General features: G+C 60.9%; 21 protein-coding genes, 1 tRNA gene and 1 pseudogene. 14 read left to right on the top strand and 9 right to left on the bottom strand.

The window, feature by feature from the left end; translation table 11 throughout:
• Window positions 1-326 precede the first annotated feature (326 nt).
• Together CEC48_RS14160 and CEC48_RS14155 are read left to right on the top strand one after the other, a co-directional pair.
• Window positions 327-560 carry a hypothetical protein gene (locus CEC48_RS14160; RefSeq protein WP_088424331.1) on the top strand — a complete coding sequence of 78 codons (234 nt, stop codon included), beginning with the start codon at window positions 327-329 and terminating at the stop codon, window positions 558-560.
• A 770-nt stretch (window positions 561-1330) separates the two neighbouring features.
• Window positions 1331-1531 carry a hypothetical protein gene (locus CEC48_RS14155; RefSeq protein ID WP_088424330.1) on the top strand — a complete coding sequence of 67 codons (201 nt, stop codon included), beginning with the start codon at window positions 1331-1333 and terminating at the stop codon, window positions 1529-1531.
• A gap of 310 nt (window positions 1532-1841) precedes the next feature.
• Here CEC48_RS14155 and CEC48_RS14150 read toward each other — a convergent pair.
• Window positions 1842-1917: transfer RNA gene (locus CEC48_RS14150), tRNA-Thr, on the bottom strand.
• 322 nt (window positions 1918-2239) lie between these two features.
• Between CEC48_RS14150 and CEC48_RS14145 the strand changes: the two genes are divergently transcribed.
• Complete coding sequence (locus tag CEC48_RS14145; RefSeq protein WP_088424329.1) at window positions 2240-2650, top strand: hypothetical protein; 411 nt, start codon at window positions 2240-2242, stop codon at window positions 2648-2650.
• Between the two features lie 138 nt (window positions 2651-2788).
• Here CEC48_RS14145 and CEC48_RS14140 read toward each other — a convergent pair whose 3' ends face one another.
• Window positions 2789-2986, bottom strand: a complete 198-nt coding sequence (locus tag CEC48_RS14140; RefSeq protein WP_256579719.1) for a DUF2790 domain-containing protein — start codon at window positions 2984-2986, stop codon at window positions 2789-2791.
• A gap of 561 nt (window positions 2987-3547) precedes the next feature.
• Here CEC48_RS14140 and bcsQ (CEC48_RS14135) point away from each other — a divergent pair.
• The 10 genes from bcsQ (CEC48_RS14135) to bcsQ (CEC48_RS14090) all read left to right on the top strand — a co-directional run bounded on the left by bcsQ (CEC48_RS14135) (window position 3548) and on the right by bcsQ (CEC48_RS14090) (window position 19070).
• The gene (gene bcsQ / locus CEC48_RS14135) at window positions 3548-4531 is read left to right on the top strand and encodes a cellulose biosynthesis protein BcsQ (RefSeq protein WP_088424327.1); all 984 of its coding nucleotides are present in this window, start codon (window positions 3548-3550) and stop codon (window positions 4529-4531) included.
• Complete coding sequence (gene bcsA, locus CEC48_RS14130; RefSeq protein WP_088424326.1) at window positions 4528-6747, top strand: UDP-forming cellulose synthase catalytic subunit; 2220 nt, start codon at window positions 4528-4530, stop codon at window positions 6745-6747. The genes bcsQ (CEC48_RS14135) and bcsA overlap by 4 nt, the downstream gene beginning before the upstream one ends.
• Window positions 6744-9002 carry a cellulose biosynthesis cyclic di-GMP-binding regulatory protein BcsB gene (gene bcsB, locus CEC48_RS14125; RefSeq protein ID WP_088424325.1) on the top strand — a complete coding sequence of 753 codons (2259 nt, stop codon included), beginning with the start codon at window positions 6744-6746 and terminating at the stop codon, window positions 9000-9002. The genes bcsA and bcsB overlap by 4 nt, the downstream gene beginning before the upstream one ends.
• On the top strand, window positions 8999-10195 hold the full coding sequence (gene bcsZ, locus CEC48_RS14120; protein WP_088424324.1) for a cellulose synthase complex periplasmic endoglucanase BcsZ: 1197 nt from the start codon (window positions 8999-9001) through the stop codon (window positions 10193-10195). Before bcsB ends, bcsZ begins: the two co-directional genes overlap by 4 nt.
• Window positions 10177-14028, top strand: a complete 3852-nt coding sequence (locus CEC48_RS14115; RefSeq protein WP_088424323.1) for a cellulose biosynthesis protein BcsC — start codon at window positions 10177-10179, stop codon at window positions 14026-14028. Before bcsZ ends, CEC48_RS14115 begins: the two co-directional genes overlap by 19 nt.
• A 16-nt stretch (window positions 14029-14044) precedes the next feature.
• On the top strand, window positions 14045-14716 hold the full coding sequence (locus tag CEC48_RS14110) for an SGNH/GDSL hydrolase family protein (protein WP_088424322.1): 672 nt from the start codon (window positions 14045-14047) through the stop codon (window positions 14714-14716).
• On the top strand, window positions 14716-15381 hold the full coding sequence (locus CEC48_RS14105; protein ID WP_088424321.1) for an alginate O-acetyltransferase AlgF: 666 nt from the start codon (window positions 14716-14718) through the stop codon (window positions 15379-15381). Before CEC48_RS14110 ends, CEC48_RS14105 begins: the two co-directional genes overlap by 1 nt.
• A 17-nt stretch (window positions 15382-15398) precedes the next feature.
• On the top strand, window positions 15399-16814 hold the full coding sequence (locus CEC48_RS14100) for an MBOAT family protein (RefSeq protein WP_088424320.1): 1416 nt from the start codon (window positions 15399-15401) through the stop codon (window positions 16812-16814).
• Between the two features lie 12 nt (window positions 16815-16826).
• Window positions 16827-17954 carry a cell division protein FtsQ gene (locus CEC48_RS14095; protein WP_088424319.1) on the top strand — a complete coding sequence of 376 codons (1128 nt, stop codon included), beginning with the start codon at window positions 16827-16829 and terminating at the stop codon, window positions 17952-17954.
• A 174-nt stretch (window positions 17955-18128) separates the two neighbouring features.
• Complete coding sequence (bcsQ, locus tag CEC48_RS14090; protein WP_088424318.1) at window positions 18129-19070, top strand: cellulose biosynthesis protein BcsQ; 942 nt, start codon at window positions 18129-18131, stop codon at window positions 19068-19070.
• 242 nt (window positions 19071-19312) lie between these two features.
• Here bcsQ (CEC48_RS14090) and CEC48_RS14085 read toward each other — a convergent pair whose 3' ends face one another.
• From CEC48_RS14085 to CEC48_RS14065, 5 genes are all read right to left on the bottom strand, one after another.
• Complete coding sequence (locus CEC48_RS14085) at window positions 19313-20527, bottom strand: methyltransferase (protein ID WP_088424317.1); 1215 nt, start codon at window positions 20525-20527, stop codon at window positions 19313-19315.
• On the bottom strand, window positions 20508-21197 hold the full coding sequence (locus CEC48_RS14080) for an ABC transporter permease (RefSeq protein WP_026078053.1): 690 nt from the start codon (window positions 21195-21197) through the stop codon (window positions 20508-20510). The genes CEC48_RS14085 and CEC48_RS14080 overlap by 20 nt, the downstream gene beginning before the upstream one ends.
• A gap of 38 nt (window positions 21198-21235) precedes the next feature.
• Complete coding sequence (locus tag CEC48_RS14075; RefSeq protein WP_010169038.1) at window positions 21236-21931, bottom strand: ABC transporter permease; 696 nt, start codon at window positions 21929-21931, stop codon at window positions 21236-21238.
• Between the two features lie 73 nt (window positions 21932-22004).
• On the bottom strand, window positions 22005-22766 hold the full coding sequence (locus CEC48_RS14070; protein WP_088424316.1) for an ABC transporter substrate-binding protein: 762 nt from the start codon (window positions 22764-22766) through the stop codon (window positions 22005-22007).
• A gap of 13 nt (window positions 22767-22779) precedes the next feature.
• On the bottom strand, window positions 22780-23553 hold the full coding sequence (locus CEC48_RS14065) for an ABC transporter ATP-binding protein (RefSeq protein WP_017478155.1): 774 nt from the start codon (window positions 23551-23553) through the stop codon (window positions 22780-22782).
• A gap of 554 nt (window positions 23554-24107) precedes the next feature.
• On the opposite strand from CEC48_RS14065, the gene gabP reads away from it, so the two are divergent.
• The gene (gene gabP, locus CEC48_RS14060) at window positions 24108-25499 is read left to right on the top strand and encodes a GABA permease (protein WP_088424315.1); all 1392 of its coding nucleotides are present in this window, start codon (window positions 24108-24110) and stop codon (window positions 25497-25499) included.
• 135 nt (window positions 25500-25634) lie between these two features.
• Here gabP and CEC48_RS14055 read toward each other — a convergent pair whose 3' ends face one another.
• Complete coding sequence (locus CEC48_RS14055) at window positions 25635-26048, bottom strand: hypothetical protein (protein ID WP_088424314.1); 414 nt, start codon at window positions 26046-26048, stop codon at window positions 25635-25637.
• Window positions 26049-26121: 73 nt separating this feature from the next.
• Window positions 26122-26400: pseudogene (locus CEC48_RS14050) on the bottom strand (alpha/beta hydrolase); the annotation flags it as partial.

Below are 26400 nucleotides of genomic sequence, written 5' to 3'. Positions count from 1 at the left end.
TCGCACGCTTTACCGCGGTCGACTCCATGTCAGGTTTAGTCAGGTCCACGCGTGTAGAAAACGACACTCTGTGTAGGAATCAACACGGTTTCGAGCGCGCAAAGGTAATGGGCTATGCCTATGCCCTGGCGCCGGCTTTTACTTTGACCACACTTTGACGGAATGTGAGACAGGCATGAGACGGAATCCGCGTGGGGTGGGCGTATGAGGCTTATTCCGTGAGGGCTGCGTCAAAGTAGGCTGTCTGGCCGTCTCACACCCCCGACAGACCCCAGACGGTTCTCCAGGCGCCGGTGCTACGCTTCATCGAAACACGGAGAACCACCATGACGGACACCAAACTAATCGCCAGCCTATTCGACCGCCTCAACCAGAACCAACTCGCCCTGGGCGCCGCGGTGGAGGAGCTTTCCAACTGGGTCGAGCAGCGCGGATCGGCAGACATTGCCAACAACGTGCGCGGCGCGCTGGAAACGCTAGATGAGAACCTGGTGTTCATTCGCAAGGGCATTGCTGAGCTGACCGTCGCCGGCAGCCTGGGTAGTCGTGACTCAGGCTAGGATTCTGGACAGGCTCTGGACAGGCTCTGGACGGCTGGAGACGCCGCAGCTCATCCAACTCGGCCCGCGGGCCAAAGCCAGTAAAGGCTGGCGGCAAACCGGGCACGCGGCCGGGTAACTACCTCGTCCAGAAACAGGGTCAAACCGCGGCAGTCACTTGCGGGACAAGTAGTACACGATCGAACCGGGTAAACGCGGCCATAATCCTTGACCAGCCTTGACGAAATTCTTGACAGGTCTTGACGGATTTATCCGGTGCCATCAGCGGCTGGACCGTTGAAAGCCGCGCAGATCAAGGCTTTGCGAGCATTCGGGCAGCCTGACCAGCACCAACCCCGTCTAAAATTCGGGAGGCGGCCGTCAAGGTGGATGCTCGATCAATATCCTGGCGAGATGGGGTGGTGAAATACCGGGCCAGAAAAATGCTTAGCGCGCCAGGCAATACTAGACAGGCACTAGACGGATTTCCGACGACAGAACACGGGCAAGTTGCCCGCAGCCCAAGCAATGCACCGCTTCCAGCGTTAAAGGTGGAGTGCTGGTGCTTGATGCTCGTCAAGTATTTTCCGGGGCTTCCAGCGACCTGACAGCAGGTCGGAGCAGGTGGTGAACGAGTTGTTCACCCTGGAGCGGAAGCCGTTCGACTTGCCAGCTTGGCAACCCCCCGTTTTCCAGGTAGTTGCTCACGCTCCGCTGGTAACATCTGCAGGTCATCTGCTGACCCTAATTCGTTCAGGCGCCAGCATCAACCGCGCATCGAGGATAGAGCCGTGTCCGTTATTGACTGTGATTATCTGCCCACCGACAAGGTAGCGTTTCCGCCGGAACTGGCGCTGCTGATTGTCAGGAAGGCCAGCGCAATGGCTGCGGCATTCGAGGAGCAAGCGCTCGACCAGCTCACGAAGGACGCCCGGCGCGCCCTTTCGCGGGGAGCTGAGCCAAGGCGCGTAATAAGGGAAATGCGCTTATAGGCGGAAAAGGGAGCCGCCGGAGCCTCGGTAGTTTTTCAAGTACCTGCCATACCGGAATGGGAGCCCAGGCTATTTACTGAGAATTCCGGACAACCCCCTTTCGCGAAACACCCCATGAATGACCACTACCCTGATCCGGGGTGGTGATGCGAGGTATAGGTGAGTGAAATGGTTTGTCGTGCGAATGAATGACGTGGGTGGGGTCACCAGTCTTCTAGCGAAACGGGGAACGAACGGGGAAAGTTTCTATTGAAGGAAGCCTAAAACGAAAAAGGCCCACCGTAAGGTGAGCCTAAGTCGTTGTTCTTTATGGTGCCGGCACCAGGAGTCGAACCCGGGACCTACTGATTACAAGTCAGTTGCTCTACCAACTGAGCTATACCGGCGTGTTAGGGCGACGATTATAGCGATTGGCAAGCATCTGTAAACCCCTGAATTCTGACTATTTTTGCAACCGCTCGGGTTTTCTCTGCTCGGCCTCGTTTCAGCCACCCCAACCCCGCAAATCCCATGCGCTGGATCACTGGAAAAGGTCTGCGCATAGTGGCAACATGCCACTCCTTGTCAGTCGTCCCAGGATGAAGTGGCGCGCCACGCGTGACCAACCTTCACCTCTACGATTCCACAACCAAACGAACCATCGGCATCTATCAGGATCAATCCTGAGCGCTGTCGCGCAACGAATGCACTTATAGAAGGAAGCACCACGTGAAACGGAATCTCTCCCTGGCTCTTATCGTCCTGGCCGCCACCCTCGGTGGCTGCGCCGCCAACAAGCCCGCCAACGACCCGGCCCTCGTCGGCCAATGGAAAGGCCTGCGTGCAGAAAGCGGTAAGTGCCAGTTCCTGTCCTGGAACAATAACCTCAAGCCCGACGGCCGCTTCACCATCACGTTTTTCCGTGATGCGCAGCAAACCCAGCCGATTCAAACCGAGAACGGCACTTGGTCTGCGGCCAACGGCAAGAATGAGTTGAGAACGGATGGTGTGCGTACGCCGGATATCTACACCTACAAGATGGTCGACACCGACACGGTTCATTACGTGAGTGTGGCGGCGGACCCGACTGGCGATTGCCAGGAAGATTATGAGTTCACCGAGCACCGTATTCGCGGTTAAAGCAATTTAGCCTCAGGTGGGATCGTGTGGCGAGGGAGCTTGCTCCCGCTGGAGTGCGTAGCGCTCCCACTGTTTCTGGGGCTGCTTCGCAGCCCAGCGGGAGCAAGCTCCCTCGCCACAGGTTTGTTGTTCACCCTGTTAGCGGCCTTCGTTACAGGAGTCCGCAAACTTTATGTACTCAAACGCCCGCTTTTGCCCATGGGAATCCAGGTAAGTCACTCGCGCATTCTCCACGCCGCACGCCGTGCCACCACCATCGTCCACCGTCGACAGCACTTGCTGAACATCCAGCTTGGGCCCCGCCTCGGTATGTGTTGAGAAGGGGATTGCATACAACGTGATACGCAAACACAGCCTTTAGAGAAATTAGTGCGAAAGCGCGTTTTCCTTAGATGTTATCGACATAACGGCTATCGCTTTTCCCTTGAATACGGCGAGTCTTACCGTATTCTGTTTCGAAATATTAAGCGTCAGATTAATAGCGGAATCGTTTAATTCCTTTTTTGCAGAGCGACAACGACTAATTATTTAGTTGTAATTTGGTTCGTCAGCTAAGCGGTTTTCTTGTCCGACCGGACAGAAAAATTCATGAAAAGGCATTGCAACCCTATGATCTTAAAACGAATGGTAAAACAACAACAAATAAGTCAAAAAATCGACACAAAACCACTCGTCGGAAAGAATTGTTCAGAAAGCATCAAAATACTGACACCATCAGTTTGATATCACAGAATGCCGCCTGCCAACACATAACTAGAAAAACCAAGGTCAGCCAACGCGCTGACCTTTTTATCGCCTTTAAAGCGTATTAACTGGGGAGGGCCGTGGGTGAGTCGCGCAGACGATATTTCAAAATTATTCAATAAGCTGGGCGCCAATCCAAATGGCTACCGGGAGATGCAGGCCGTCCACGATTATCTTGAAGATGACGTGGTCGTCGAGCGTTTCGACGCTTTGCCCACCCCAACCCAGGCCGCTTCCCCGGTTGTGCTGGATGAGCCGCCGTCGGCGCCGTTGCTGCGCTTGCTCGAAGAGCTGACCCAGGCCGAAGCCGGTCACGTGCAACCGCCCGAAGTGGTGGAAGGGCCGACCGGTGAGGTGTACTCGGAGCAGTCGTCGCCCAAGGTGATTGTGGTGGTCTCGCTCAAGGGCGGTGTCGGTCGCAGCACGCTGACCGCCGCTATCGCCAGTGGCTTGCAGCGTCAAGGTCGCCCGGCGCTGGCGCTGGACCTGGACCCGCAAAACGCCCTGCGTCATCACTTGTGCCTGGGCCTGAATTTGCCCGGTATCGGCGCAACCAGCCTGAACAATGAGTCGTGGGAAGGCCTGGCCGAGCGCGGCTTTGCCGGTTGCCGGCTGGTGGCGTTTGGTGAGACCAACAACGAGCAGCAACAAAACCTCAATCGCTGGCTGGGCGAAGAAGCCCAGTGGTTGCCCAAGCGCCTGGCCGGCCTGCGCCTGAATGGCCAGGACACGCTAGTGATCGACGTGCCGGCCGGCAACACGGTGTACCTGCGTCAGGCCATGGCCTTGGCCGATGTGGTGTTGGTGGCGGTGCAGGCGGATGTCTCTTCGTTCAGTACTCTGGCCCAGATGGACAGCGTGCTGGCGCCGTACCTTGAGCGCGAGAAACCGCCACAGCGTTACTACGTGATCAACCAACTCGACGGCGCCCACCGCTTCAGCCTGGACATGGCCGAAGTGTTCAAGGCGCGCCTCGGCGATGCACTGCTCGGCACGGTCCACCGTGACCCGGCGTTCAGCGAAGCCCAGGCCTACGGCCGCGATCCCCTCGACCCTACCGTCAACAGTCTCGGCTGCCAGGACATTCATGCCCTGTGCCGCACGCTGCTCGAACGCATCGATTCGGACCTTCCATGACCGACACTACGTCATCTACGCCCCACACCCCGGGGCGCGCTGAACAGCGTCTAGACGCCGCTATTTCGCGCTTCAATCGCTGGCCCGACGCGCTGCGCAAAGTGCTGGTGGTGGTCAGTTGCGTGGTCGGTACCATGCTGCTGGTGAGCATTGTCAGTGCCCCGCTGGACCTCTACAGCCAATGCCTGTTTGCCGCCGTGTGCTTCCTCGCGGTGCTGGTGCTGCGCAAGATCCCCGGGCGCATGGCGATCCTCGCGCTGGTGGTGTTGTCGCTGGTGGCGTCGCTGCGCTACATGTACTGGCGGCTGACCTCCACCCTGGGGTTTGAAACCTGGCTGGATATGCTGTTCGGCTACGGCCTGGTGCTCGCCGAGTTGTACGCGCTGGTGGTGCTGATCTTCGGCTACGTGCAAACCGCCTGGCCGCTGCGCCGCGAGCCGGTGTGGCTCAAGACTGAACCGTCCGAGTGGCCCACCGTCGACGTGTTCATCCCCACGTATAACGAGGCGTTGAGCATCGTTAAATTGACCATCTTCGCCGCCCAGGCGATGGACTGGCCCAAGGACAAGCTGCGCGTCCACGTGCTCGATGATGGCCGTCGCGACGACTTCCGCGATTTCTGCCGCAAGATCGGCGTGAACTACATCCGTCGCGACAACAATTTCCACGCCAAGGCCGGCAACCTCAATGAAGCGTTGAAGGTCACCGACGGCGAATACATCGCGCTGTTCGACGCCGACCACGTGCCGACCCGTTCCTTTTTGCAGGTCAGCCTGGGCTGGTTCCTCAAGGACCCCAAGCTTGCGATGCTGCAAACGCCGCACTTCTTCTTTTCGCCCGACCCGTTTGAAAAGAACCTCGACACCTTCCGCGCGGTGCCCAACGAGGGCGAGCTGTTCTACGGCCTGGTGCAGGACGGCAACGACCTGTGGAACGCGACCTTCTTCTGCGGCTCGTGTGCAGTAATCCGCCGTGAGCCGTTGCTGGAAATCGGCGGCGTGGCCGTCGAGACCGTGACCGAAGACGCCCACACCGCCCTCAAGCTCAACCGCCTGGGCTACAACACCGCTTACCTGGCGATCCCGCAAGCAGCGGGCCTGGCCACCGAAAGCCTGTCGCGCCACATCAACCAGCGCATCCGCTGGGCGCGGGGCATGGCGCAGATTTTCCGTACCGACAACCCGCTGCTGGGTAAGGGCCTGAAGTGGGGCCAGCGCATCTGCTACGCCAACGCCATGCTGCACTTCTTCTATGGTTTGCCGCGGCTGGTGTTCCTGACCGCGCCGCTGGCCTACCTGATTTTTGGCGCGCAGATTTTCCACGCTTCGGCGCTGATGATCGTCGCCTACGTGCTGCCGCACTTGGTGCATTCGAGCCTGACCAACTCGCGGATCCAGGGGCGCTTCCGCCACTCGTTCTGGAACGAGGTCTACGAGACCGTGCTGGCCTGGTACATCCTGCCGCCGGTGCTGGTGGCGCTGGTCAACCCGAAGGCCGGTGGCTTCAACGTCACCGACAAGGGCGGGATCATCGACAAGCAATTCTTCGACTGGAAACTCGCCCGGCCGTACCTGGTGCTGCTGGCGGTGAACCTGGTCGGGTTGGGCTTCGGTGTCTATCAATTGATCTGGGGCGATGCGTCCACCGCGGTCACCGTGGCGATCAACCTGACCTGGACCCTCTACAACCTGATCATCACCAGTGCTGCAGTGGCGGTGGCTTCCGAGGCGCGGCAAGTGCGTTCCGAGCCGCGGGTGAGCGCTAAATTGCCGGTCAGTGTGATCTGCGCCGACGGCCGTGTGCTCAAGGGCACCACTCAGGATTTCTCGCAAAACGGCTTCGGCCTGATCCTCGCCGACGGGCACGAAATTGCCCAGGGCGAGGCGGTGCAGTTGGTGCTGTCGCGCAACGACCAAGACAGCCTGTTCCAGGCGCGGGTGGTGTTCAGCAAGGGCGCGCAAATTGGCGCGCAATTCGATGCACTGTCCCTGCGCCAACAAAGCGAACTGGTCCGCCTGACGTTTTCCCGCGCTGATACCTGGGCCGCCAGTTGGGGCGCCGGGCAGCCCGATACACCGTTGTCTGCCCTGCGTGAAGTCGGTGCCATCGGCATCGGCGGCCTGTTTACCCTGGGCCGCGCCACGCTGCATGAATTGCGTCTGGCCCTGCGCCGCACTCCCTCACAACCGCTCGATACGCTGATGGACAAGCCATGACTTCCACGATATTTGCCCGCCCGCAGTCGCGCGGCGTGCTCGCGCTGATGATCGCTTCGCTGCTGGGCTTGGGCTCGCAGGCACAAGCCGCCGCACCCGCCGTTGCGGTGCAGAGCACTGATGACGGCTACAGCCTGACCCTCAAGCAATTGGGCCGTCGCGACACCATGAACCTGCAAGGCGTGGAAGCGTCCGACAGCGTCAACTTCGACATCCGTGCCGATGAAGTAGTGAAGGGCGCGCAACTGCTGCTCAAGTACAGCTATTCGCCGGCGCTGCTGGCGGACTTGTCGCAGATCAACGTGCTGGTCAACGACGAAGTCGCGGCCAGCCTGCCGCTGCCCAAAGACGGCGCGGGCATCCCGCAGGAAAAGCTGGTGCAGATTCCGGCGCACCTGATCACCGAATTCAACCGCTTGAGCCTGCAGTTCATCGGCCACTACACCATGTCCTGTGAAGACCCGCTGCACAGCAGCCTGTGGGCCAAGATCAGCAACAGCAGTGAGCTGAAAGTGCAGGTGCAGCCGATCGTCTTGAAAGACGACCTGTCGGTGCTGCCGCTGCCGTTCTTCGACAAGCGTGATGCACGCCAGGTCAGCCTGCCGTTCGTGTTTGCCACCGCGCCCGACAACGCCGCGCTGGAAGCCGCCGGTGCACTGTCGTCGTGGGTAGGCGGCATGGCCAGCTATCGTGGCGCGACGTTCCCGACCACCCTCGGCGAGATCCCGGCCAAGGGCAACGCCATCGTACTGGTGCAGAGCACTCAGGCAGTGGACGTGCACGGTGTGGCGGTTCCCGAGCCTAAAGGGCCGACCCTGACCCTGATCGCCAACCCCAACGACCCGAATGGCAAGCTGCTGATCGTCTCCGGCCGTGACGGCGCAGAACTCAAGCGTGCCGCCACCGCCGTGGTGCTGGGCAACCCGGTGTTGACCGGCAACAGCGTGGTCATCACCAAGCTCGACACCCTGGCCCCGCGCACGCCGTACGACGCGCCGAACTGGTTGCCCAGCAACCGCCCGGTACGCCTTGGCGAACTGGTGGAGCTGAAAAAACTCAACGTCTCCGGCTACAACCCGGGCCCGATCAGCGTCGACCTGCGCCTGCCGCCCGACCTGTTCAACTGGCGTGAAGAGGGCGTGCCGCTCAACGTCAAATACCGCTACACGCCGCAGCAGGTGTCCACCAACTCCTCCTTGCTGATTGGCCTGAATGACCAGTTCATGAAGTCTGTCGCATTGCCGTCGGTGAGCAACCTGGGCGGCGGGAAAAGCCTGCTGGACCAACTGAAGAAAGACGAAACCCTGCCCCGTGAAGTAACGACCCTGTTGCCGATCAGCTCGGCTTCGCCCAAGTCCAAGCTGCAACTGCGCTTCATGTACGACTACATCAAGGAAGGCGAATGCCGGGACATCATCGTCGACAACATGCGCGGCGCAATTGACCCGGACTCGAGCCTGGACCTGACCAACTACCAGCACTTTATCGCCATGCCGAACCTGGGCGTGTTCAACGATTCCGGCTTCCCGTTCACCCGCCTGGCTGACCTTTCGGAGTCGGCGGTGGTGATGCCGGACAACGTCGGCACCGACGAGCTGAGCGCTTATCTGACCGTGATGGGCCGCTTCGGCGAGTCCACCGGCTACCCGGCCACCGCCGTCAAAGTGGTGCAGGCCAAAGACGTGCAAAGCGTTGCCGACAAAGACCTGCTGGTGCTCGCCACCGGCGGCAACCAGCCGCTGTTGCAGCAATGGCAGCAGTACCTGCCGGCCACCAGTGACGGCCCGCAGCACCACTTCCTGCTGTCTGACCTGCCACGTTATGTGCGCAGCTGGATCAGCCCCGACGCCACGGCCAACCAGCATCCGGCCAATGCCGGTATCACCTTCAGCGGCTTGAGCAACAGCACCTGGTTCGCCGGTTTCCAATCGCCGCTCAAGCCCGGGCGCAGTGTGGTACTGATCGCCAGCAACCAACCTCAGGGGCTGCTTGAAGCGACCTCGGCACTGATTGGTGGTGACGACTACAAAGACTCGATCCAGGGCAGCCTGGCGGTGGTGCAGGGCACGCAGATCAGCTCGTTGGTTGCGGACCAGCAGTACTACGTCGGCAACCTGAACTACTTCAAATTCATGCAATGGCAGCTGTCCCAGAACCTGGGCTGGATGTTGGCGATTACCTTCCTGGGTCTGCTGGTGCTGACTTGCCTGATCTACCTGGCGCTGCGTTCACGTGCAAAACGGCGGTTGGCATGAGCCCTTTGCGTAGCGCGATTCTGGCGGTGATCGGTACAGCCATGTTTGCCGGTGCAGCCCAGGCGCAGACCTGTGATTGGCCGCTGTGGCAGAACTACGCCAAGCGCTTTATCCAGGACGATGGCCGGGTGTTGAACTCGTCCATGAAACCGACGGAAAGCAGCTCGGAAGGGCAGTCGTACGCGATGTTCTTTGCCTTGGTCGGCAACGACCGGGCGACCTTCGACAAGCTCTGGACCTGGACCAAGGCCAACATGGCAGGTGCCGACATTGGCCAGAACCTGCCGGCCTGGTTGTGGGGCAAGCGCGCCGACGGCAAGTGGGGCGCGATCGACCCCAACTCCGCCAGCGATGCCGACTTGTGGATGGCTTACGCCTTGCTCGAAGCGGCGCGTGTGTGGAATGCACCGCAGTACCGCAGCGACGCGCAACTGGTGTTGGCCAACGTTGAACGCAACTTGATCGTGCGTGTGCCGGGCCTGGGCAAGATGCTGTTGCCGGGGCCGGTGGGCTATGCGCATCCGGGTGGCCTGTGGCGCTTCAACCCAAGCTATCAGGTGCTGCCGCAACTGCGCCGCTTTGCCAAAGAGCGCCCGAACGCCGGCTGGAACGAAGTGGCCGACAGCAACGCGAAGATGCTCGCCGACCTGCCGAGCAATCCCCATGGCCTGGCGGCTAACTGGGTCGGTTATCGCGCTACCAGCGCGAACACCGGGCTGTTTATCGTCGATCCGTTTTCCGATGACTTGGGCAGCTACGACGCGATCCGCACCTACCTCTGGGCCGGCATGACCGCCAAGAGCGATCCGCTGGCCGCGCCGATGCTCAAGGCGTTGGGCGGGATTTCCCGGGCGACCGCTTCGTCGGCCACCGGTTTTCCGCCAGAGAAAGTCCATGTGCTGACTGGCGAAGTCGAGAAAAACAACGGCTACACGCCGATGGGTTTCTCGGCCTCCACCATGGCCTTCTTCCAGGCCCGGGGCGAAACCGCCCTGGCGCAACTGCAAAAGCAGAAGGTCGACGACGCCCTCGCCAAGGCCCTGGCGCCATCGGCGGCGGAGAGTGCCCAGCCGATTTACTACGACTACATGCTCAGCCTGTTCGGCCAGGGCTTCGCTGATCAAAAGTACCGTTTCGAACAAGACGGCACAGTGAAATTATCCTGGGAGTCAGCATGCGCCGTCACACGCTAGCCATTGCGATTCTGGCCGCCCTGGCTTCTACCGCCAGCTTTGCCGAAACCACTGACCCGCAAAGCCTGCTGATCGAGCAGGGCTATTACTGGCAGTCGAAAAAGAACCCGGAACGTGCCCTCGAGACCTGGCAGAAACTGCTGCGCCTGAGCCCTGAGCAACCGGATGCGCTGTACGGCATCGGCCTGATTTCGGTGCAACAACAGCGCCCGGCCGAAGCGCAAAAGTACCTGGCCCGCCTGCAGGCGTTGAGCCCGGTGCCGCGCCAGGCCTTGCTGCTGGAGCAGGACATCACCCTGAATATTCCGGCCAACGCCAAGTTGCTGGAGCAGGCCCGCGAGCTGGGCGAGCCTGACGAAGAGCGCGAACAAGCCGTGGCGTTGTATCGCCAGATCTTCCAGGGGCGCCAGCCTCAAGGCCTGGTCGCCCGCGAGTACTACAACACCTTGGGCTTCACGTCCAAGGGCACGAACGAAGCCATTGCCGGCTTGCAGCGGTTGTCCCGCGAGCGGCCGAATGACCCGATTGTGGCGCTGTTTCTGGCCAAGCATTTGGCGCGTAACCCGGCTACCCGTGCCGACGGCATCCGCGCGCTGGCCAAGCTGGCATCGAACAACGACGTGGGCGGCAACGCCGATGAAACCTGGCGCTTTGCGCTGATCTGGCTCGGCCCGCCGAAGAGCGACCAGGTGCCGTTGTTCCAGCAGTTTCTTGCCGCGCACCCGGACGACACCGAGATCCGTGCGCTGATGAGCAAGGGCATCGCCCAAGGCAAGGGCGGCGCCGGTTGGCAGCGTGACCCGAAGATGACCAAGGCGTTCAAGGCGCTGGATGACGGCGACCTGAAAACCGCCGAGCCGCTATTGGCGGCGCGCCTCAACGAAAAATCCAACGACGTCGATGCCCTTGGCGGCATGGGCGTGCTGCGCCAACAACAGCAGCGCTTCAGCGAGGCTGAAAGCTACCTGGTGCAGGCCACCCGTTTGCCGGGTGGCGCGGCGTGGCAGTCGGCGCTCAATGATGTGCGCTACTGGAACCTGCTCAACCAGGCCCGTGACGCCCAGCGTGGCGGCCGCACCAGCCAGGCCCGTGACCTGGTGGCCCAGGCCGAACGCCTGAACCCTGGCCAGCCCGGCGCTGCCGTGGCACTGGCGGGTTTCCAGGCTCAGGACAATCAGTTCGACGCCGCCGAAGCCGGCTACCGCAAAGTGCTGGCGCGCCATCCTGGCGACCCGGATGCACTGAGTGGTTTGATCAACGTTCTTTCCCAATCGGGCCAGCCGGAAGAAGCCTTGAAGCTGATCGACTCGGTGTCGCCCGCCGAGCGCGCCAAGTTCGCGCCGAGCGTGAAAATCACCGCGTTGCGCGCCACCCAAGTCGGCAAACTGGCCGAGCAACGGGGCGACCTGAAAGCCGCGCAAGCTGCCTACAAACAAGCCCTCGATGCCGACCCGGAAAACCCCTGGACGCGCTTCGCCCTGGCACGCATTTACCTGCGCGACGGCCAGATTCGCAACGCCCGTGCATTGATCGACGGCTTGCTGGCCAAGCAACCGAACCAGCCGGACGCGCTGTACACCAGCACGCTGTTGTCGGCCGAGTTGAGCGAGTGGAAGAAAGCTGAAGAGACCCTGGCACGTATCCCTGTTGGGCAACGTACCGCCGACATGAACGAGCTGGGCATCGATATCGCGCTGCACAAGCAGACCGACATCGCCATCGAAACTGCCCGCCGTGGCCAGCGCCCGGAAGCCCTCGCGCTGCTGGGCCGCAGTGAAGCCATGACCCGGCAGAAGCCCGAGCGCCTGGCGGTTCTGGCTGCCGCTTATGTGGAAGTCGGCGCGACGCAGCAGGGCCTGGACATCATGCAAAAGGTTCTGGATAACAATCCGAACCCGACCATCGACCAGAAACTGCTGTACGCCAATGTGCTGCTCAAGGCGAACCACTACACCGAGGCGGGTGACATCCTGCGCGAAGTGCAGGGCCAGCCGTTGAGTGAAACCGGTCGCCAGCGTTACGACGATTTGATCTACCTGTACCGGGTCAAACAGGCCGACGCCTTGCGTGAGAAAAACGACCTGGTCGCGGCCTACGACATGCTGTCGCCAGCCCTTGCCCAGCGTCCCAACGATGCATTGGCGGTAGGTGCTCTGGCGCGGATGTACGCGGCCAGCGGCAACAGCAAAAAAGCCATGGAGCTTTATGCACCGCTGATCCAGCAGAACCCGAACAACGCTCGCCTGCAATTGGGCCTGGCGGATATCGCCTTGCAAGGCCGTGACCGTGGCCTGGCGGAAAGCGCCAGTGACAAGGCGCTGGCGCTGGAGCCGGGTAACCCCGAGATCCTCACGTCGGCCGCACGCATCTATCAAGGGCTGGGCAAAAACAACGAAGCGTCTGCGTTGCTGCGCAAGGCCCTGGCGATTGAGAACAGCCAGAAGAGCCAAACGCAATTGGCCCAGGCCGGTTCCCAGGGCGTGGCTTACAACCCCTTCGTGGGCTTGCCGGGCCAGCGTCGTCAGGTCACCGACCTGACCGTCGCCGGTGCAGTGCCGCCGCCGATTGATGCACCGACCAATGTCGTGCCGGAGAACGCCTTGGCGACCTCCGGGCGTTCGGTGCCGAACAACTTGAATGAGCCGTTTGAGGCGCCGTCGAGCATTGCTTCGCTCGACACCGCCAACCTGAGCCCGGCGCGTCGTGCGCTGGATACGATCCTGCGCGATCGCACCGGTTATCTGGTGCAGGGCTTGAGCGTTCGTAGCAACAACGGTGAAAGCGGCTTGAGCAAAATCACCGACGTCGAGGCGCCGTTCGAAGCGCGCATGCCCGTGGGTGACCTCAACGTTGCGTTGCGCGTAACGCCGGTGCACTTGAGTTCCGGCAGCGTGAAAACCGACTCCGCCACAAGGTTTGGCGGTGGTACTGCCAACGCGACGGGCTCGCAGAGCGACACCGGTGTCGGTTTGGCCGTTGCCGTGGAGAACCCGGATGAAGGCCTCAAGGCTGACATCGGTGTCAGCCCACTGGGCTTCCTGTACGACACCATCGTCGGTGGCGCCAGCGTCTCGCGGCCGTTCTCCCAAGGCTCCAACTTCCGCTATGGCGTCAACGTTTCCCGGCGCCCGGTCACCGACAGCGTGACCTCCTTTGCCGGTTCCGAAGACAAGCGCACCGGGGAAAAATGGGGCGGCGTGACCGCCAACGGCGGGCGTGGCGACCTGAGCTACGACAACCAGAAGCTCGGTGTGTATGGCTACGCCTCCTTGCACGAGATGCTGGGCAATAACGTCGAAGACAACACCCGCCTGGAACTGGGCAGCGGCATCTACTGGTACCTGCGCAATACCCAGTCCGACACCCTGACCCTTGGTCTCAGCGGTTCGTACATGCGCTTCAAGGAGAACCAGGGTTACTACACCTACGGCCAGGGCGGCTACTTCAGCCCGCAGGGCTTCTACTCCCTGGGTGTGCCGGTGCGTTGGGCGCAGAGCTTCGATCGCTTCAGCTACCAGATAAAAAGTTCGGTGGGCCTCCAGCGTATCGAGCAAGATGCAGTCGATTATTTCCCGGGGCATGATCAGCTTCAGCGTGCCCGGGGCAATCCGAACTATGCCCAAGATACAAAAACCGGCATCGGCTACAGCCTCAACGCCGCCGCCGAATACCGCCTCAGCTCGCGCTTTTACCTGGGTGGCGAAGTCGGTCTCGACAACGCCCAGGACTATCGCCAGTACGTCGGTAACGCCTACCTGCGCTACTTGTTTGAAGACCTGAGCGGGCCTATGCCCTTGCCGGTCAGTCCGTACCGTTCCCCTTATTCGAATTGATTGATAGGAGTCATCCATGCCTGTTTCCGCTTCTGCTATTGCCGGCCTGACCCTGCTGGTATTGGGCGAAAGTCACATGAGCTTTCCTGATTCGTTGCTCAACCCGCTGCAGGACAACCTGACCGCCCAAGGTGCCAAGGTTCACTCCATCGGTGCTTGCGGCGCCGGTGCGGCCGACTGGATCGTGCCGAAAAAAGTCGAGTGCGGCGCCGAGCGCCTGCCCGGCGGCAAGGCCGAGATTTTCGGCAAGAACGGCATGAGCACCACCCCGATCAAAGACCTGATCGCCAAGGACAAGCCGGACCTGGTGGTGATCATCATCGCCGACACCATGGCCTCGTACCCCGAGCCGCAGTTCCCGAAAGTCTGGGCCTGGAAAAGCGTGACCTCCCTGACCAAAGCCATCACCGAAACCGGCACCAAGTGCGTGTGGGTCGGGCCGGCGTGGGGCAAGGTCGGTTCGCAGTACAAGAAGGATGACGCGCGCACCAAGGTGATGTCGCAGTTCCTCGCCACCAACGTGGCGCCGTGCACGTATGTCGACTCGCTGACCTTCTCCAAGCCGGGCCAGTGGGTCACCACGGACGGCCAGCACTTCACCATCGACGGCTACCAGAAGTGGGCCAAGGCGATCGGCGAGTCCCTGGCTAAGTTGCCACCGGCCGCTGTGGCCAAGGGAGCGCAATAATGAAACGGATCACCCTGGGCCTGGCGACCTTGCTCGCCAGCATCAGCGCCTACAGCGCCGATATCCCGCTTTACCCCACCGGCCCGGAGAAAGATTCGGCGTTCCTGCGCCTGGCCAACGGCACCGACGGCGAGCTGAAATTGCTGCCCCAAGGTTCCAAGGCCAGCCTGGTATTGGGTGGCGACAAACGGGTATCCGACTACCTGCCGGTGTCAGGCGGTAAAACCCCGATCAAGGGTGTATTGAGCCAGGGCGGCAAGGATTCCGAGCTGGCCGTGACCGTCGCACCGGGCGAGTTCGCCACCGTGGTCGCCGTGCCTGACGCCAAGGGCGGCACTCGCCAATTGGTGATCCACGAACAACCAGACGACTTCAACGCGCTGAAGGCCTCGCTGGCCTTTATCAACGCCGACGCTGCCTGCGCCGACGCCAGCCTGGAAGCCGTGGCGCAAAAAGCCGAGCTGTTCAAGAAGGTCGCCGAAGGTTCGATTTCGCGCCGCATGATCAACCCGGTGGAACTGTCGGTGCAGCTCAAGTGCGCCAATGCACCGGTGGGCCAACCGCTGACCTTCACCCTCAAGGCCGGCGAGCGCTACAGCGTGCTGGCACTGCCATCGGCCGCCGGTTCGAGGTTGCTGTTTACCTCCGACACGCTCGCTAACTGATCGGGCCCGACACCACCATGGTCTTTGCCTCACTGGAATTCCTCACGCTGTTCCTGCCGGCCTTCCTGTTGATTTATGCGCTGGCCCGTCCGGGCTGGCGCAACGTCATCCTGTTGATCGGCAGCTGGCTGTTCTACGGCTGGTTGAGCCCGCTGTTCCTGTTCCTGCACATGGTGTTGACCGTGGTGGCGTGGGTCGGCGGCTTGCTGGTGGACCGTTCCCGTGAAGACGGCAAGGGCCGGGTGCGGTTGTTGATCGCGTTGATCGTGTTCAACACCGCCGTGCTGTGTTGGTACAAGTACGCCAACATCGTCGCGGGCACCGTGAGTGAGGTGATCACCTGGTACGGCGCCATGCCGCTGGACTGGCAGCGCGTGGCGTTGCCGGCGGGGTTGTCGTTTATCGTATTGCAGGCGATCTCGTACCTGGTGGATGTGCATCGGCACACGGTGCCGGTGGAGCGCAGTTTCATCAATTACGCCACCTATATCTCGATGTTCGGCCACTCGATTGCCGGCCCGATCATTCGCTATGACTGGGTGCGGCGCGAGCTGAACCAGCGCTATTTCAATTGGCCGAATTTCGCCTTGGGCGCCCGGCGCTTCATGATCGGCATGGGCATGAAAGTGCTGGTGGCCGACACCTTGTCGCCGTTGGTGGACATTGCCTTCCACCTGGAAAACCCAAGCCTGGTGGATGCCTGGATCGGTTGCCTGGCGTACTCGCTGCAACTGTTTTTCGACTTTGCCGGCTACAGCGCCATGGCCATCGGCCTGGGCTTGATGCTGGGCTTTCACTTCCCGGAAAACTTCAACCGGCCGTACCTGTCCAGCAGCATCCAGGACTTCTGGCGGCGTTGGCATTTGTCGTTGTCCAGCTGGCTGCGGGACTACCTGTACATCGCCCTCGGCGGTAACCGCGACGGCGTGTGGCGCACCTACCGCAACCTGTTCCTGACCATGGCGATTGCCGGGTTGTGGCACGGCGGCGATAGCTGGAACTACCTGTTGTGGGGTTCGGCCCACGGTATCGCGTTGTGCATTGACCGGGCGTGGTCACGCTCGACGCTGCCGCGTATTCCTTTGGTGCTGTCGCACATTTTGACACTGCTGTTCGTGTGCCTGGCCTGGACGCTGTTCCGCGCGCCGGACTTCCATTCGGCGCTGACCATGTACGCCGGGCAATTCGGCATGCACGGCATGGCCTTGGGCGATGCCCTGGCCGTGGCCATGCGCCCGGCCCACGGCATGGCCGCGTTGCTGGGGTTGGTGTGCATCATCGCGCCCATCTGGCAGACCCGCTGCGAGCAGCGTTTTGGTGCGCAGCCCTGGTTTGTGGTGGCTGCGTCCCTGTGGCCGGTGGCCGGGTTTGTGTTGTCGTTCGCGCTGATTGCCAGCCGCGATGCCGTACCGTTTCTGTACTTTCAGTTCTAAGGAAGCCTGACGATGCCCGCCCCTACCGCGCCGACCCCACCGAGTGAATTGGCGATTCGCACCAGCCCCTTGGCGGCCTGGGTGCTGGTGCCTTTCCTGGCGGCGGGGTTGTTGTCTTGCGCCTGGCTGATGGTCAAGGGGCCGGTGAGCTTCCTGCCGCCCAAGGTCGACAGCGACATGCTGCTGCATGGCGAGGTGACCCACCGGTTTGCCAAGGAGTTGTCCAAGGCGCCGATGGCCATTGAAGCGGCGAACCTGGAGCGCGGCGCCAGTTGGCTGGTGTTCAGCGACACCGGGCCACGGGTGCGCCAGGGTTGCCCGGGCTGGCTGTTTATCAGCGATGAACTGAAGCTCAACCGCCACGCCGAAGACAATGCGCACACCAAGGCGGACGCCGTGATCGACCTGCAAAAGCAGCTCGGCCAACGCGGCATTGATCTGCAAGTGGTGGTGGTGCCGGATAAAACCCGCATCGCTGCTGCACAACGCTGTGGCTTGTATCGTCCAGCGGTGCTGGATGGCCGGATCCAGCAATGGACCACGCTGTTGCAAGCGGGGGGCGTTGAAGTACTGGATTTGACTGGCACCCTGAAACCTCTCGGCCCGGATGCCTACCTGCGCACCGACACCCACTGGAGCGAAATCGGCTCGAATGCCGGCGCCCATGCGGTGGCTCAACGCATCCAGCAGCGCGGTATCAAGGCCACGCCGGAACAAGCCTTCGACATTACCCAGGCACCGCTCGCAACCCGTCCGGGTGACCTGGTGCGCCTGGCCGGCCTCGACTGGTTGCCGCCAAAATTACAGCCGGTGGGCGAGCAGGTTGCGGCCAGCACAGCCCATGAGAATGGTCCCGCGGCATCCAGTAACCCCGACGATTTGTTCGGCGACGCCGGCCTGCCAAACGTGGCGCTGATCGGCACCTCGTTCTCGCGCAATTCAAACTTTGTGGGTTTCCTGCAAAAAGCCTTGAATGCCCCGGTGGGTAACTTCAGCAAGGATGGCGGCGAATTCTCTGGCGCCGCCAAGGCTTATTTCGACAGCCCGGCGTTCAAGCAGACGCCGCCCAAGCTGCTGATCTGGGAAATCCCGGAGCGCGATTTGCAGACGCCTTACGATTCGATAAAGATCAGTCAGTAAATTGACTGAATGCCGTTTGTCTGAAAGTCAATAGGCCAAAACAGCAAAATAATGACACTTTCATTTTGTTGCCACATGATGCGCAAACAAAGGCGCCCACAAAAAGACCTGCGGTAAGCATCAGTACAGCTGACCTTTCACGTCTTTACGATGCGTCGTGAGGGAGTGTTGGCGATGAGCCGAACCGATGAGCTTTTTGAGTTGTTTGATAAGACAACTGCCAGTGATGTCCAAGGAATGGATTCGATGCTGCAATTCTTCGAAGACATCCCGGTCGACGACAGCACCAGCCTCAACATGGGCAGCGGTGCGTCGTTCTCCCAGCATTCCCCTTGTGCCAACGAGCAGCCACGCGAATCCGCGACCATCCGTGCGAACGTGGTGGCGCTGGTGTCCGTCAATGGTGGCGTCGGCCGAAGCACCCTGGCCACCGCACTGAGCAGCGGCTTGCAACGCTTGGGGCGGCCAGTGGTGGCACTGGACCTGGACCCGCAAAACGCCCTCTATCACCACTTTGGCCTGAGCCACACCTTGCCCGGTATCGGGCGCACCAGCCTGCATAACGAGCGCTGGAGCCAGATCCTTCATTCAGGCTTTGCCGGTTGCCAGGTGATCACCTTTGGCGAAACCGATATCCGTCAGCAGGAAGACCTGCAGCGTTGGCTCAAGCAGGAACCGCAGTGGTTGGCGCAGCATCTGTCGGCCCTGGGCTTGAGTGAGCAGCACACCGTGATCATCGACACTCCGCCGGGCAATAACGTCTACCTGCATCAGGCGCTGAACGTGGCTGATGTGGTGCTGGTCATCGCCCAAGCGGATGCCGCCTCCCTTGGCACCCTGGAGCAGATGGAGCAGTTGCTGGTGCCACACCTTGATCGCCAGCCGGCGCTGCGTTGTCACTTCGTGATCAACCAGCTCGACGAGACGTCCGGCTTCAGCCTCGACATGGTCGAGGTGTTCAAGAAGCGCCTGGGTGAAAACCTGTTGGAGGTGGTGCACCGGGATTGCGCGATCAGCGAGGCCCTGGCCTTTGGCAGCGACCCGCTGGATCACGAAGCGGCGAGCATGGCCTGTGACGATATCAATGAGCTTTGTCGCCTGTTGATTACCCGCTGAAAAGCCTGCGTTATGCCGCCAACGCCAGATGCTTATGCACAATCGGTTGGTTCGACATGTCATGAAACCGCAATTTTGCGGAGCGGTTCTCATCACGCTGCAACTGCCTGTTTTGCGTGCGTTTTATTTTGTGAACAAAAAATGACCAGTCAGCATTTTGCCGTGTCGAGCTTGCTGCTACGGCCTCCGACAAGATTCCATCAACAGACTTATCCACAGGGCACGCTGCGACAAAATGCCCTTTAATTGCGCTCGGCGAGCAGCATCAGGTTGCGTGGGGTCAGCGGTGTTTCGCAGAAGCTGCCGACTTGAACCGTGTAGCCGTTTTCTTCGAGAAACAGTGCGCGATCCAGCACCAGCCACACTTCCAGCGGGCGCCGAAACAGGCCACGCAGTAATTCCAGGTTTCTCACCTCGGCCAAACGCCGACAGCCTTGGGCCTCCAGGGCCGACCAATCCTGTTCACCTATGGATAATCCCTTGAGTTCAGCCAGTTCGCGGCAGTAGTCGGCGAACGGCTTGGCCAGCCAACTGGCGGGCAGGGACGGGGTGGGCAGGTACTCATCGCTTCCGCGTAGTTGCCGTTGCAGTAGGTCAAAGCCCAAACGCCTGGCCATCGACGTATCGCGCTGTTGGCGCACGCGCAGGCCTGCGGTGACGGTTTCGCTCAGCGGCAGGCCGAGGTCTTCCACCGATAAACGCAATGATGAAGCCCGGGCAGCAATCGACAGTGGCTGGTACTGCTCGGCGCGGATGCGGTTGTAACAGCAGGGTGCCACGGCCAGTTGCTGGCAGCCGGCGGCGCTGGCCAGCTGGATCAGGCGCACATGCAGGTCGCCGCAGGCATGCAGGGCGACCGGGGTTTGCTCACGGCTGATCTGCACGTCGGCCATCACGTCTTGCAGGCGATGGGTGACAGGTAATCGGTGGTGCTCGCTGAGCGCTTGCCCCGAGGCGATCAGGGCCGGGTCATATTCCAGGCACGTCAGGTGCTGCCCGGGTTGTAGCAGGCGGCGGCCGAGGTGGCCTTTGCCGGCGCACCAGTCGAGCCAGTGTCGGGGTGTTTTAGAGAATTGCAGGGCCGCGCCGAAGGCTTCGATCTGCTGCCATTTGCGGCCGGGCACATCAACGTTTAAACGGTGGTGGGCGGCGGGTAGCGCGCTGGACGGTAAGTTATCCACAGCACTGAGATTCAGCGACTGTATGGCCAGCTCAGGAAAAGGCGCAGGCGCTGGCAGGTTGTGAGGTTGGTTGTGGCTGCTTTCCGCTTCGGCCAGCGAGCGCTGGCGCAGCCAGTGGGCCAACTCGGGATGTTGCGCTTCCCACGGTAATTGCAGGTACGTAAAGGGCCGTGGTCGCCACAGCCCTTGATGCTCGGTGAGGAACGCGTCCAGCGCCTGGAAGCGGGCGAGCAGTCGCTCACCCGTCAACAAGGTGTCAGCGCCCTTGGCAGGCATCGACCCGCAACCAGCGTTCCAGCAGCTTGAAGAAGCGCACCAGCACGTAGGACATCAGCAAGTAGAACAAGCCCGCGGCGAAGAAGATCTCCACCGGCAAGTAAGTGCGGGCAATGATCGTGCGGGCCATGCCGGTCAGTTCCAGCAAGGTCACGGTACTGGCCAGGGCACTGGCCTTGAGCATCAGGATCACTTCGTTGCTGTAGGCCGGCAGGCCGATGCGCGCGGCACGCGGCAGGATGATGTAGAACAGCGCCTTGGGCTTGGACATGCCCAGCGCCCGCGCTGCTTCGATTTCACCCGGCGGGATGGCCTGGATTGCACCGCGCAAAATCTCGGCGATGTAGGCGGCAGTGTGCAGGGTCATGGTGGCGGTGGCGCACCAGAACGGGTCCCGCAGGTATGGCCACATGAAGCTTTCACGCACGGCGTCGAACTGCGCCAGGCCGTAATACACCAGGAACAACTGCACCAGCAGCGGTGTGCCTCGGAAGAAGAAAATGTAGCAATAGGGCAGGGTACGCACGTACCACAGGCGCGAAGAGCGCGCGATGCCCAGCGGGATCGCCAGCAGCAGGCCGGCGATTACGGCGATGGCCACCAGTTCCAGGGTCAGGGTTGCGCCCTGGGCCAACCTGGGTAGCCATTTGATGATCACGGCCCAGTTCAGGCCCAGGTCGAAATGCGACAGCCAGCTGTAGTCGCCACTCATTGCGTGCTCCTCGCAAAGCCGCGCGCGGCACGTTTTTCCAGGAAGTGCATGCCGGTCATCGCCAGGACGGTGAGGCCCAGGTACATGAAGGCTGCGACCATAAAAAAGGTGAAAGGCTGCTTGGTGACGGTTACGCCGATTTGCGCGTGGCGCATGATTTCTTCCAGGCCGATCACCGAGACCAGCGCGGTGTCCTTCATCAAAATCATGAACAGGTTGCCCAGGCCTGGCAGGGCGATGCGCCACATCTGCGGCATGATCAACCGGGTGAAAATCCGGAACTTCGACAGGCCCAGCGCAACACCGGCTTCACGGTGGCCCTTGGGAATGGCCAGGATCGCGCCGCGAAACACTTCCGTGGCGTAGGCGCCAAAGCACAGGCCCAAGGCGATAACACCGGCGGCGAAGGCGCTGAGGGACAGGTCGGGGTTGCCGAAAAACTCCCCGAGGGAGCGCATCAGGTTGACCGTGCCGAAGTAAATCAGCAGTACCCACAGCAGTTCCGGGATGCCGCGAACCAGGGTGGAGTAGGCGCCGCCAAGCCATTGCAGCGGCTTGTAGGGGGAAGTCTTGGCCAGGGCGCCGGCCAGGCCGAGCACCAGCCCAAGGCACAGTGCGGTGAGCGCCAGCTTGACGGTCATCAGCGCGCCAGCGGCGAGCGCCGGGCCGAATCCGTAGAGGTCGAAATTCATGGTTTAGTCGTTTCGCAAGGCATTGCTAAGGACCGGCGCACTCAAGCGAGCGCGCCGGGCAGGCAATTCAGGATCACTCGATACTGAAAGGGAAGTACTTGTCGTTGATCTTCTTGTAGGTGCCGTCGGCTTTGATTGCTTTCAGGGCCACGTTGAGCTTGTCGAGCAGCTCTTTGTTGTCCTTGCGCACGGCGATACCGATCTTGTCGCTCTCGACCACAGGCTCGCCCTTGAATTCGTAGGCCTTGCCCGCATCAGTCTTGAGCCAGTCGTACTGCACGTATTTGTCAGCGAGAATCGCGTCCACACGGCCGGAAGTCAGGTCGAGGTAGGCGTTTTCCTGGGTGTCATACAGCTTGGGCGTGACGCCGTAGTCATCTTCCATGTTGCGATCTTCCAGCCAGGTACCGGCCAGGGTCGAACGTTGTGCGCCGATGGTCTTGCCTTTGAGGTAGGCCTTGTCGGTTTTGAAGTCGACATTTTTGGGTGCGATGAACTGCAGCTTGTTGGAGTAGTACGGGTCGGTGAAGTCGACGGCCTGCTTGCGCTCATCGGTGATGGACATCGAGGAGACGATGAAGTCGAACTTCCTGGCGTTCAGGGCCGGGATAATGCCGTCCCAGTCGGAGTTCACCACTTCGCACTCGGCTTTCATTTTGGCGCACAGGGCGTCGCCGATGTCTTTGTCGAAGCCTACGGTCTGGCCGCTGGCGTCTTTATTGTTGAACGGCGGGTAAGCCGCTTCGATCCCCATTTTCAAGGTCTCGGCCATCGCCGTGGCGCTGAACGCCATCGAAACGGCGGCAGCCAGGAGGAATTTTTTATAGTTCTGCATGCATGTTGCTCCGTTAGCGGTTGCTGGACATGAATTGTTTGCAGCGCGCCGAAAGCGGGTTTTCAAATACCTGCTGTGGCGATCCTTGCTCTTCGACCAGGCCCTGGTGCAGGAACACCACTTCACTGGAAACCTGACGGGCGAAACCCATTTCATGGGTGACCAGCAGCATGGTGCGGCCTTCTTCGGCCAGTGCGCGGATCACATTAAGTACTTCTTGAACCATTTCCGGGTCAAGGGCCGATGTCGGCTCGTCGAACAGGATGACTTTGGGCTGCATGGCCAGGGTGCGGGCGATTGCGGCGCGTTGCTGCTGGCCGCCGGACAATTGCGCCGGGTAGGCGTGGCGCTTGTCACTGATGCCGACCTTGGCCAGCAAGGCTTCGGCGATTTCGATGGCTTCGGCTTTGCTCTGGCCGAGCACGCGGCGCGGGGCCTCGATGATGTTGTCGAGGACGCTCATGTGCGGCCACAGGTTAAAGTTTTGAAACACAAAACCGATTTCGCTGCGCAGGCGATTGATCTGTTTGCCGTCGGCGGCCACCAGTTCGCCGTTTTTTGCGGCCTTCAGCTTGAGCTCTTCACCGGCCACCAGGATTTGCCCCTGGTGTGGGTTTTCCAGGAGGTTGATGCAGCGCAGGAACGTGGACTTGCCGGAACCGGAGGAACCCAGGATCGAGATCACATCGCCGTCGCGGGCGGTCAGCGAGATACCTTTAAGCACCTCCAGCTCACCATAGCGTTTATGCAAGTTGCGGATTTCAAGCGCGGGCGTGGCCTCAGCCATGTGCGGTCCTCATTGTGTTCATTGCGCTCCTGCTGTTGGCCCGCCTTCCTGGCGAGGCGCCAAGCTAGCATAGCGTTTGGATGACAGCCAACAGCCCCGCAGGCGGTAAACAGACGGTGTGCGGCAGGGTGTCGCATCGGCACAGCAGTGTGTCGCGCCATCAACAACCGAACAGCCGTTTGAACCCGGATTCCTACAGGCTTCGCGTAAAAAAGGGCGCGATGGTGCCAGCTTTGGCCGGGTGTTGGAAGGGTTAAACCGGCGAACGGTCCGTATCGGCACTTTAATGGAGCGTCGCACACAATTTGTGTGTGTTTTTGGTGCGCGTGTTCGTGCTTCAAGTGAGTCGCACAGTAACGCTATAGCGGAATACCATTATTGTCAGTGACTTACGAGGGCTATTGAGTTTCCCTACAGCCCGCGTCAATCGCGGCTCTGTAACATTTTGGCGCAAATCTTGCGTAAAAAATAAAGAACGCCCCGTTGGTTTCTTTTCACGAGAAAGGCGCCAGGCCGGGTGGACCGTATTCGCAATTCCTCGCAAAGGTGTGTCAATGAGTAGTACGCAAAGCTCCAATGACCTCGAACAGGGGCTCAAACCACGTCACGTCACCATGCTGTCGATTGCCGGCGTTATCGGTGCCGGGTTGTTTGTCGGCTCCGGCCACGCGATTGCTGCGGCAGGCCCGGCCGTGCTGCTGGCTTACGCCGCCGCCGGTACGCTGGTGGTGTTGGTGATGCGCATGCTGGCCGAGATGGCCGTTGCTTCGCCGGATACCGGTTCGTTCTCGACCTATGCCGACCGCGCGATTGGTCACTGGGCCGGTTTCACCATCGGCTGGTTGTACTGGTGGTTCTGGGTGCTGGTGATTCCGCTGGAAGCCAACGCCGCCGCGACCATCCTGCACGCCTGGTTCCCCAACGTGGCGATCTGGGCCTTCACCCTGATCATTACTTTGTTGCTGACGGCGACCAACCTGTTCAGCGTGAAGAACTACGGCGAGTTCGAGTTCTGGTTTGCGTTGATCAAAGTGATAGCGATCGTCGGGTTTGTGATTCTCGGCATCCTGGCGATTTTTGGCTTTTTGCCGAGCAGCCAGGTCAGCGGCGTTTCGCACCTGTTCGACACCCAAGGCTTCCTGCCCAACGGCATGGGCGCGGTGTTGGCGGCGATCCTGACCACCATGTTCTCGTTCATGGGAACTGAAATCGTCACCATCGCTGCCGCTGAATCGAAGAACCCGGGCCAGCAAATCTCCAAGGCCACCAACTCGGTGATCTGGCGGATTGGCTTGTTCTACCTGGTGTCGATCTTCATCGTGGTGGCCCTGGTGCCGTGGAATGATCCTGCGCTGGCGGCGGTCGGTTCCTACCAGACCGTGCTGGAGCGCATGGGCATCCCGAATGCCAAGCTGATCGTTGACCTGGTGGTGTTGGTGGCCGTGACCAGCTGCCTGAACTCGGCGCTGTACACCGCTTCACGCATGATGTTCTCCCTGGGCCGTCGCGGTGATGCACCGGCGGTGTCCAAGATCACCAACAAGAGCGGCACGCCTTACTGGGCGGTGATGTTGTCTACCGGCGCGGCGTTCCTGGCGGTGTTTGCCAACTACGTGGCACCGGCGGCGGTGTTTGAATTCCTGCTGGCCAGCTCCGGCGCCATCGCGTTGCTGGTGTATCTGGTAATCGCCGTGTCGCAACTGCGCATGCGCCAGAAGCGCACGGAAGCGGGTGAGAAGATTGCTTTCAAGATGTGGCTGTTCCCGGGCCTGACGTATGCGGTGATCGTGTTCATCGTGGGCGTGTTGACGATCATGCTGTTCCAGGAAGCGCATCAGGTGGAGATCATGGCTACTGGGGTCCTGAGCTTGCTGGTGATTGCGGCGGGGCTGATTGTGTCGCGTCGGCGCAAGGCCCGGAAAGTCGGGGCTGCGGTGCTTAACTGACGGAATGCTTTCGTCAGAATAACGTTGGTCAAATGTGGGAGCGGGCTTGCTCGCGAAGGCAGTGTGTCAGTCAGCGTAAATGTCGACTGGTCCACCGCTTTCGCGAGCAAGCCCGCTCCCACATTTTGTTTTGTATCAGTCTTCGGAATTAACCAGCGCCTGTGACGCTGCGACGTAATCGGCCTGGAACTCTGGCGATTCAATCCACGCCAGCGCTGCCGCTTCGTCCTCAGTGTCCGTGGCCCACTGGCGATACTCGATCAGTGCCGCGAGGATAAAGTCGGTCGCTTCCTCTTCACCTTCCTGCTCCAGCACCACGGCCAGCAGTGGGTGCGCGAGGAACACCGCACACAGCGTCTGTTGGCTGGTTTCGCCTGCGGTGCGCATCTCCAGGAACAGCTCGGTCAAATCCACCGATTCAAGGTCAATGCGGCTGTCATCGCCGGCAAAGGCGTCCGGTTTGGTGGCGACGGCGCGTTGGGTGCGGTTCTGCTTGGCCTTGGCTTTTGCCCGGTGGGCGCGTTTTTGCTGCTTGTTCGGCGAGGCCATGGGCTCACGTCCTTGGTGTCAGGATCTGGGGATGATGTATTGAAGCGCAGGTCTGGGTAAATCCCAAGGGTTTCTAAGTGCGAACTGTCACTTGGCTGCCCGGGGTGCCTTGGGCCAACTCTCCCCGCTGAAGCCAAGACAACGCAATCGGCCACAACCGATCCTGATACTGGCTGCGAAAGAACGCGAAATGTCCGACCTCCTTTTCGCCGATATCTTCAGGGGCGATCCGCAGATGTGTGCGCTCGCTGCCGTCGAAGTAACCCAGCAGGCGTTCGATTGCCGCGACCGTGCCAAATGGATCATCGGTGATGCTGATCGCCAATACCTGCGCCTTGACCCGGGAAAACGG

Origin of the sequence: Pseudomonas sp. K2I15 (assembly GCF_002204795.1) — a bacterium.
Classification (GTDB): domain Bacteria; phylum Pseudomonadota; class Gammaproteobacteria; order Pseudomonadales; family Pseudomonadaceae; genus Aquipseudomonas.
The sequence above is the reverse complement of the archived record's forward strand: the minus strand, read 5'-3'. Positions and strand labels throughout refer to the sequence as shown.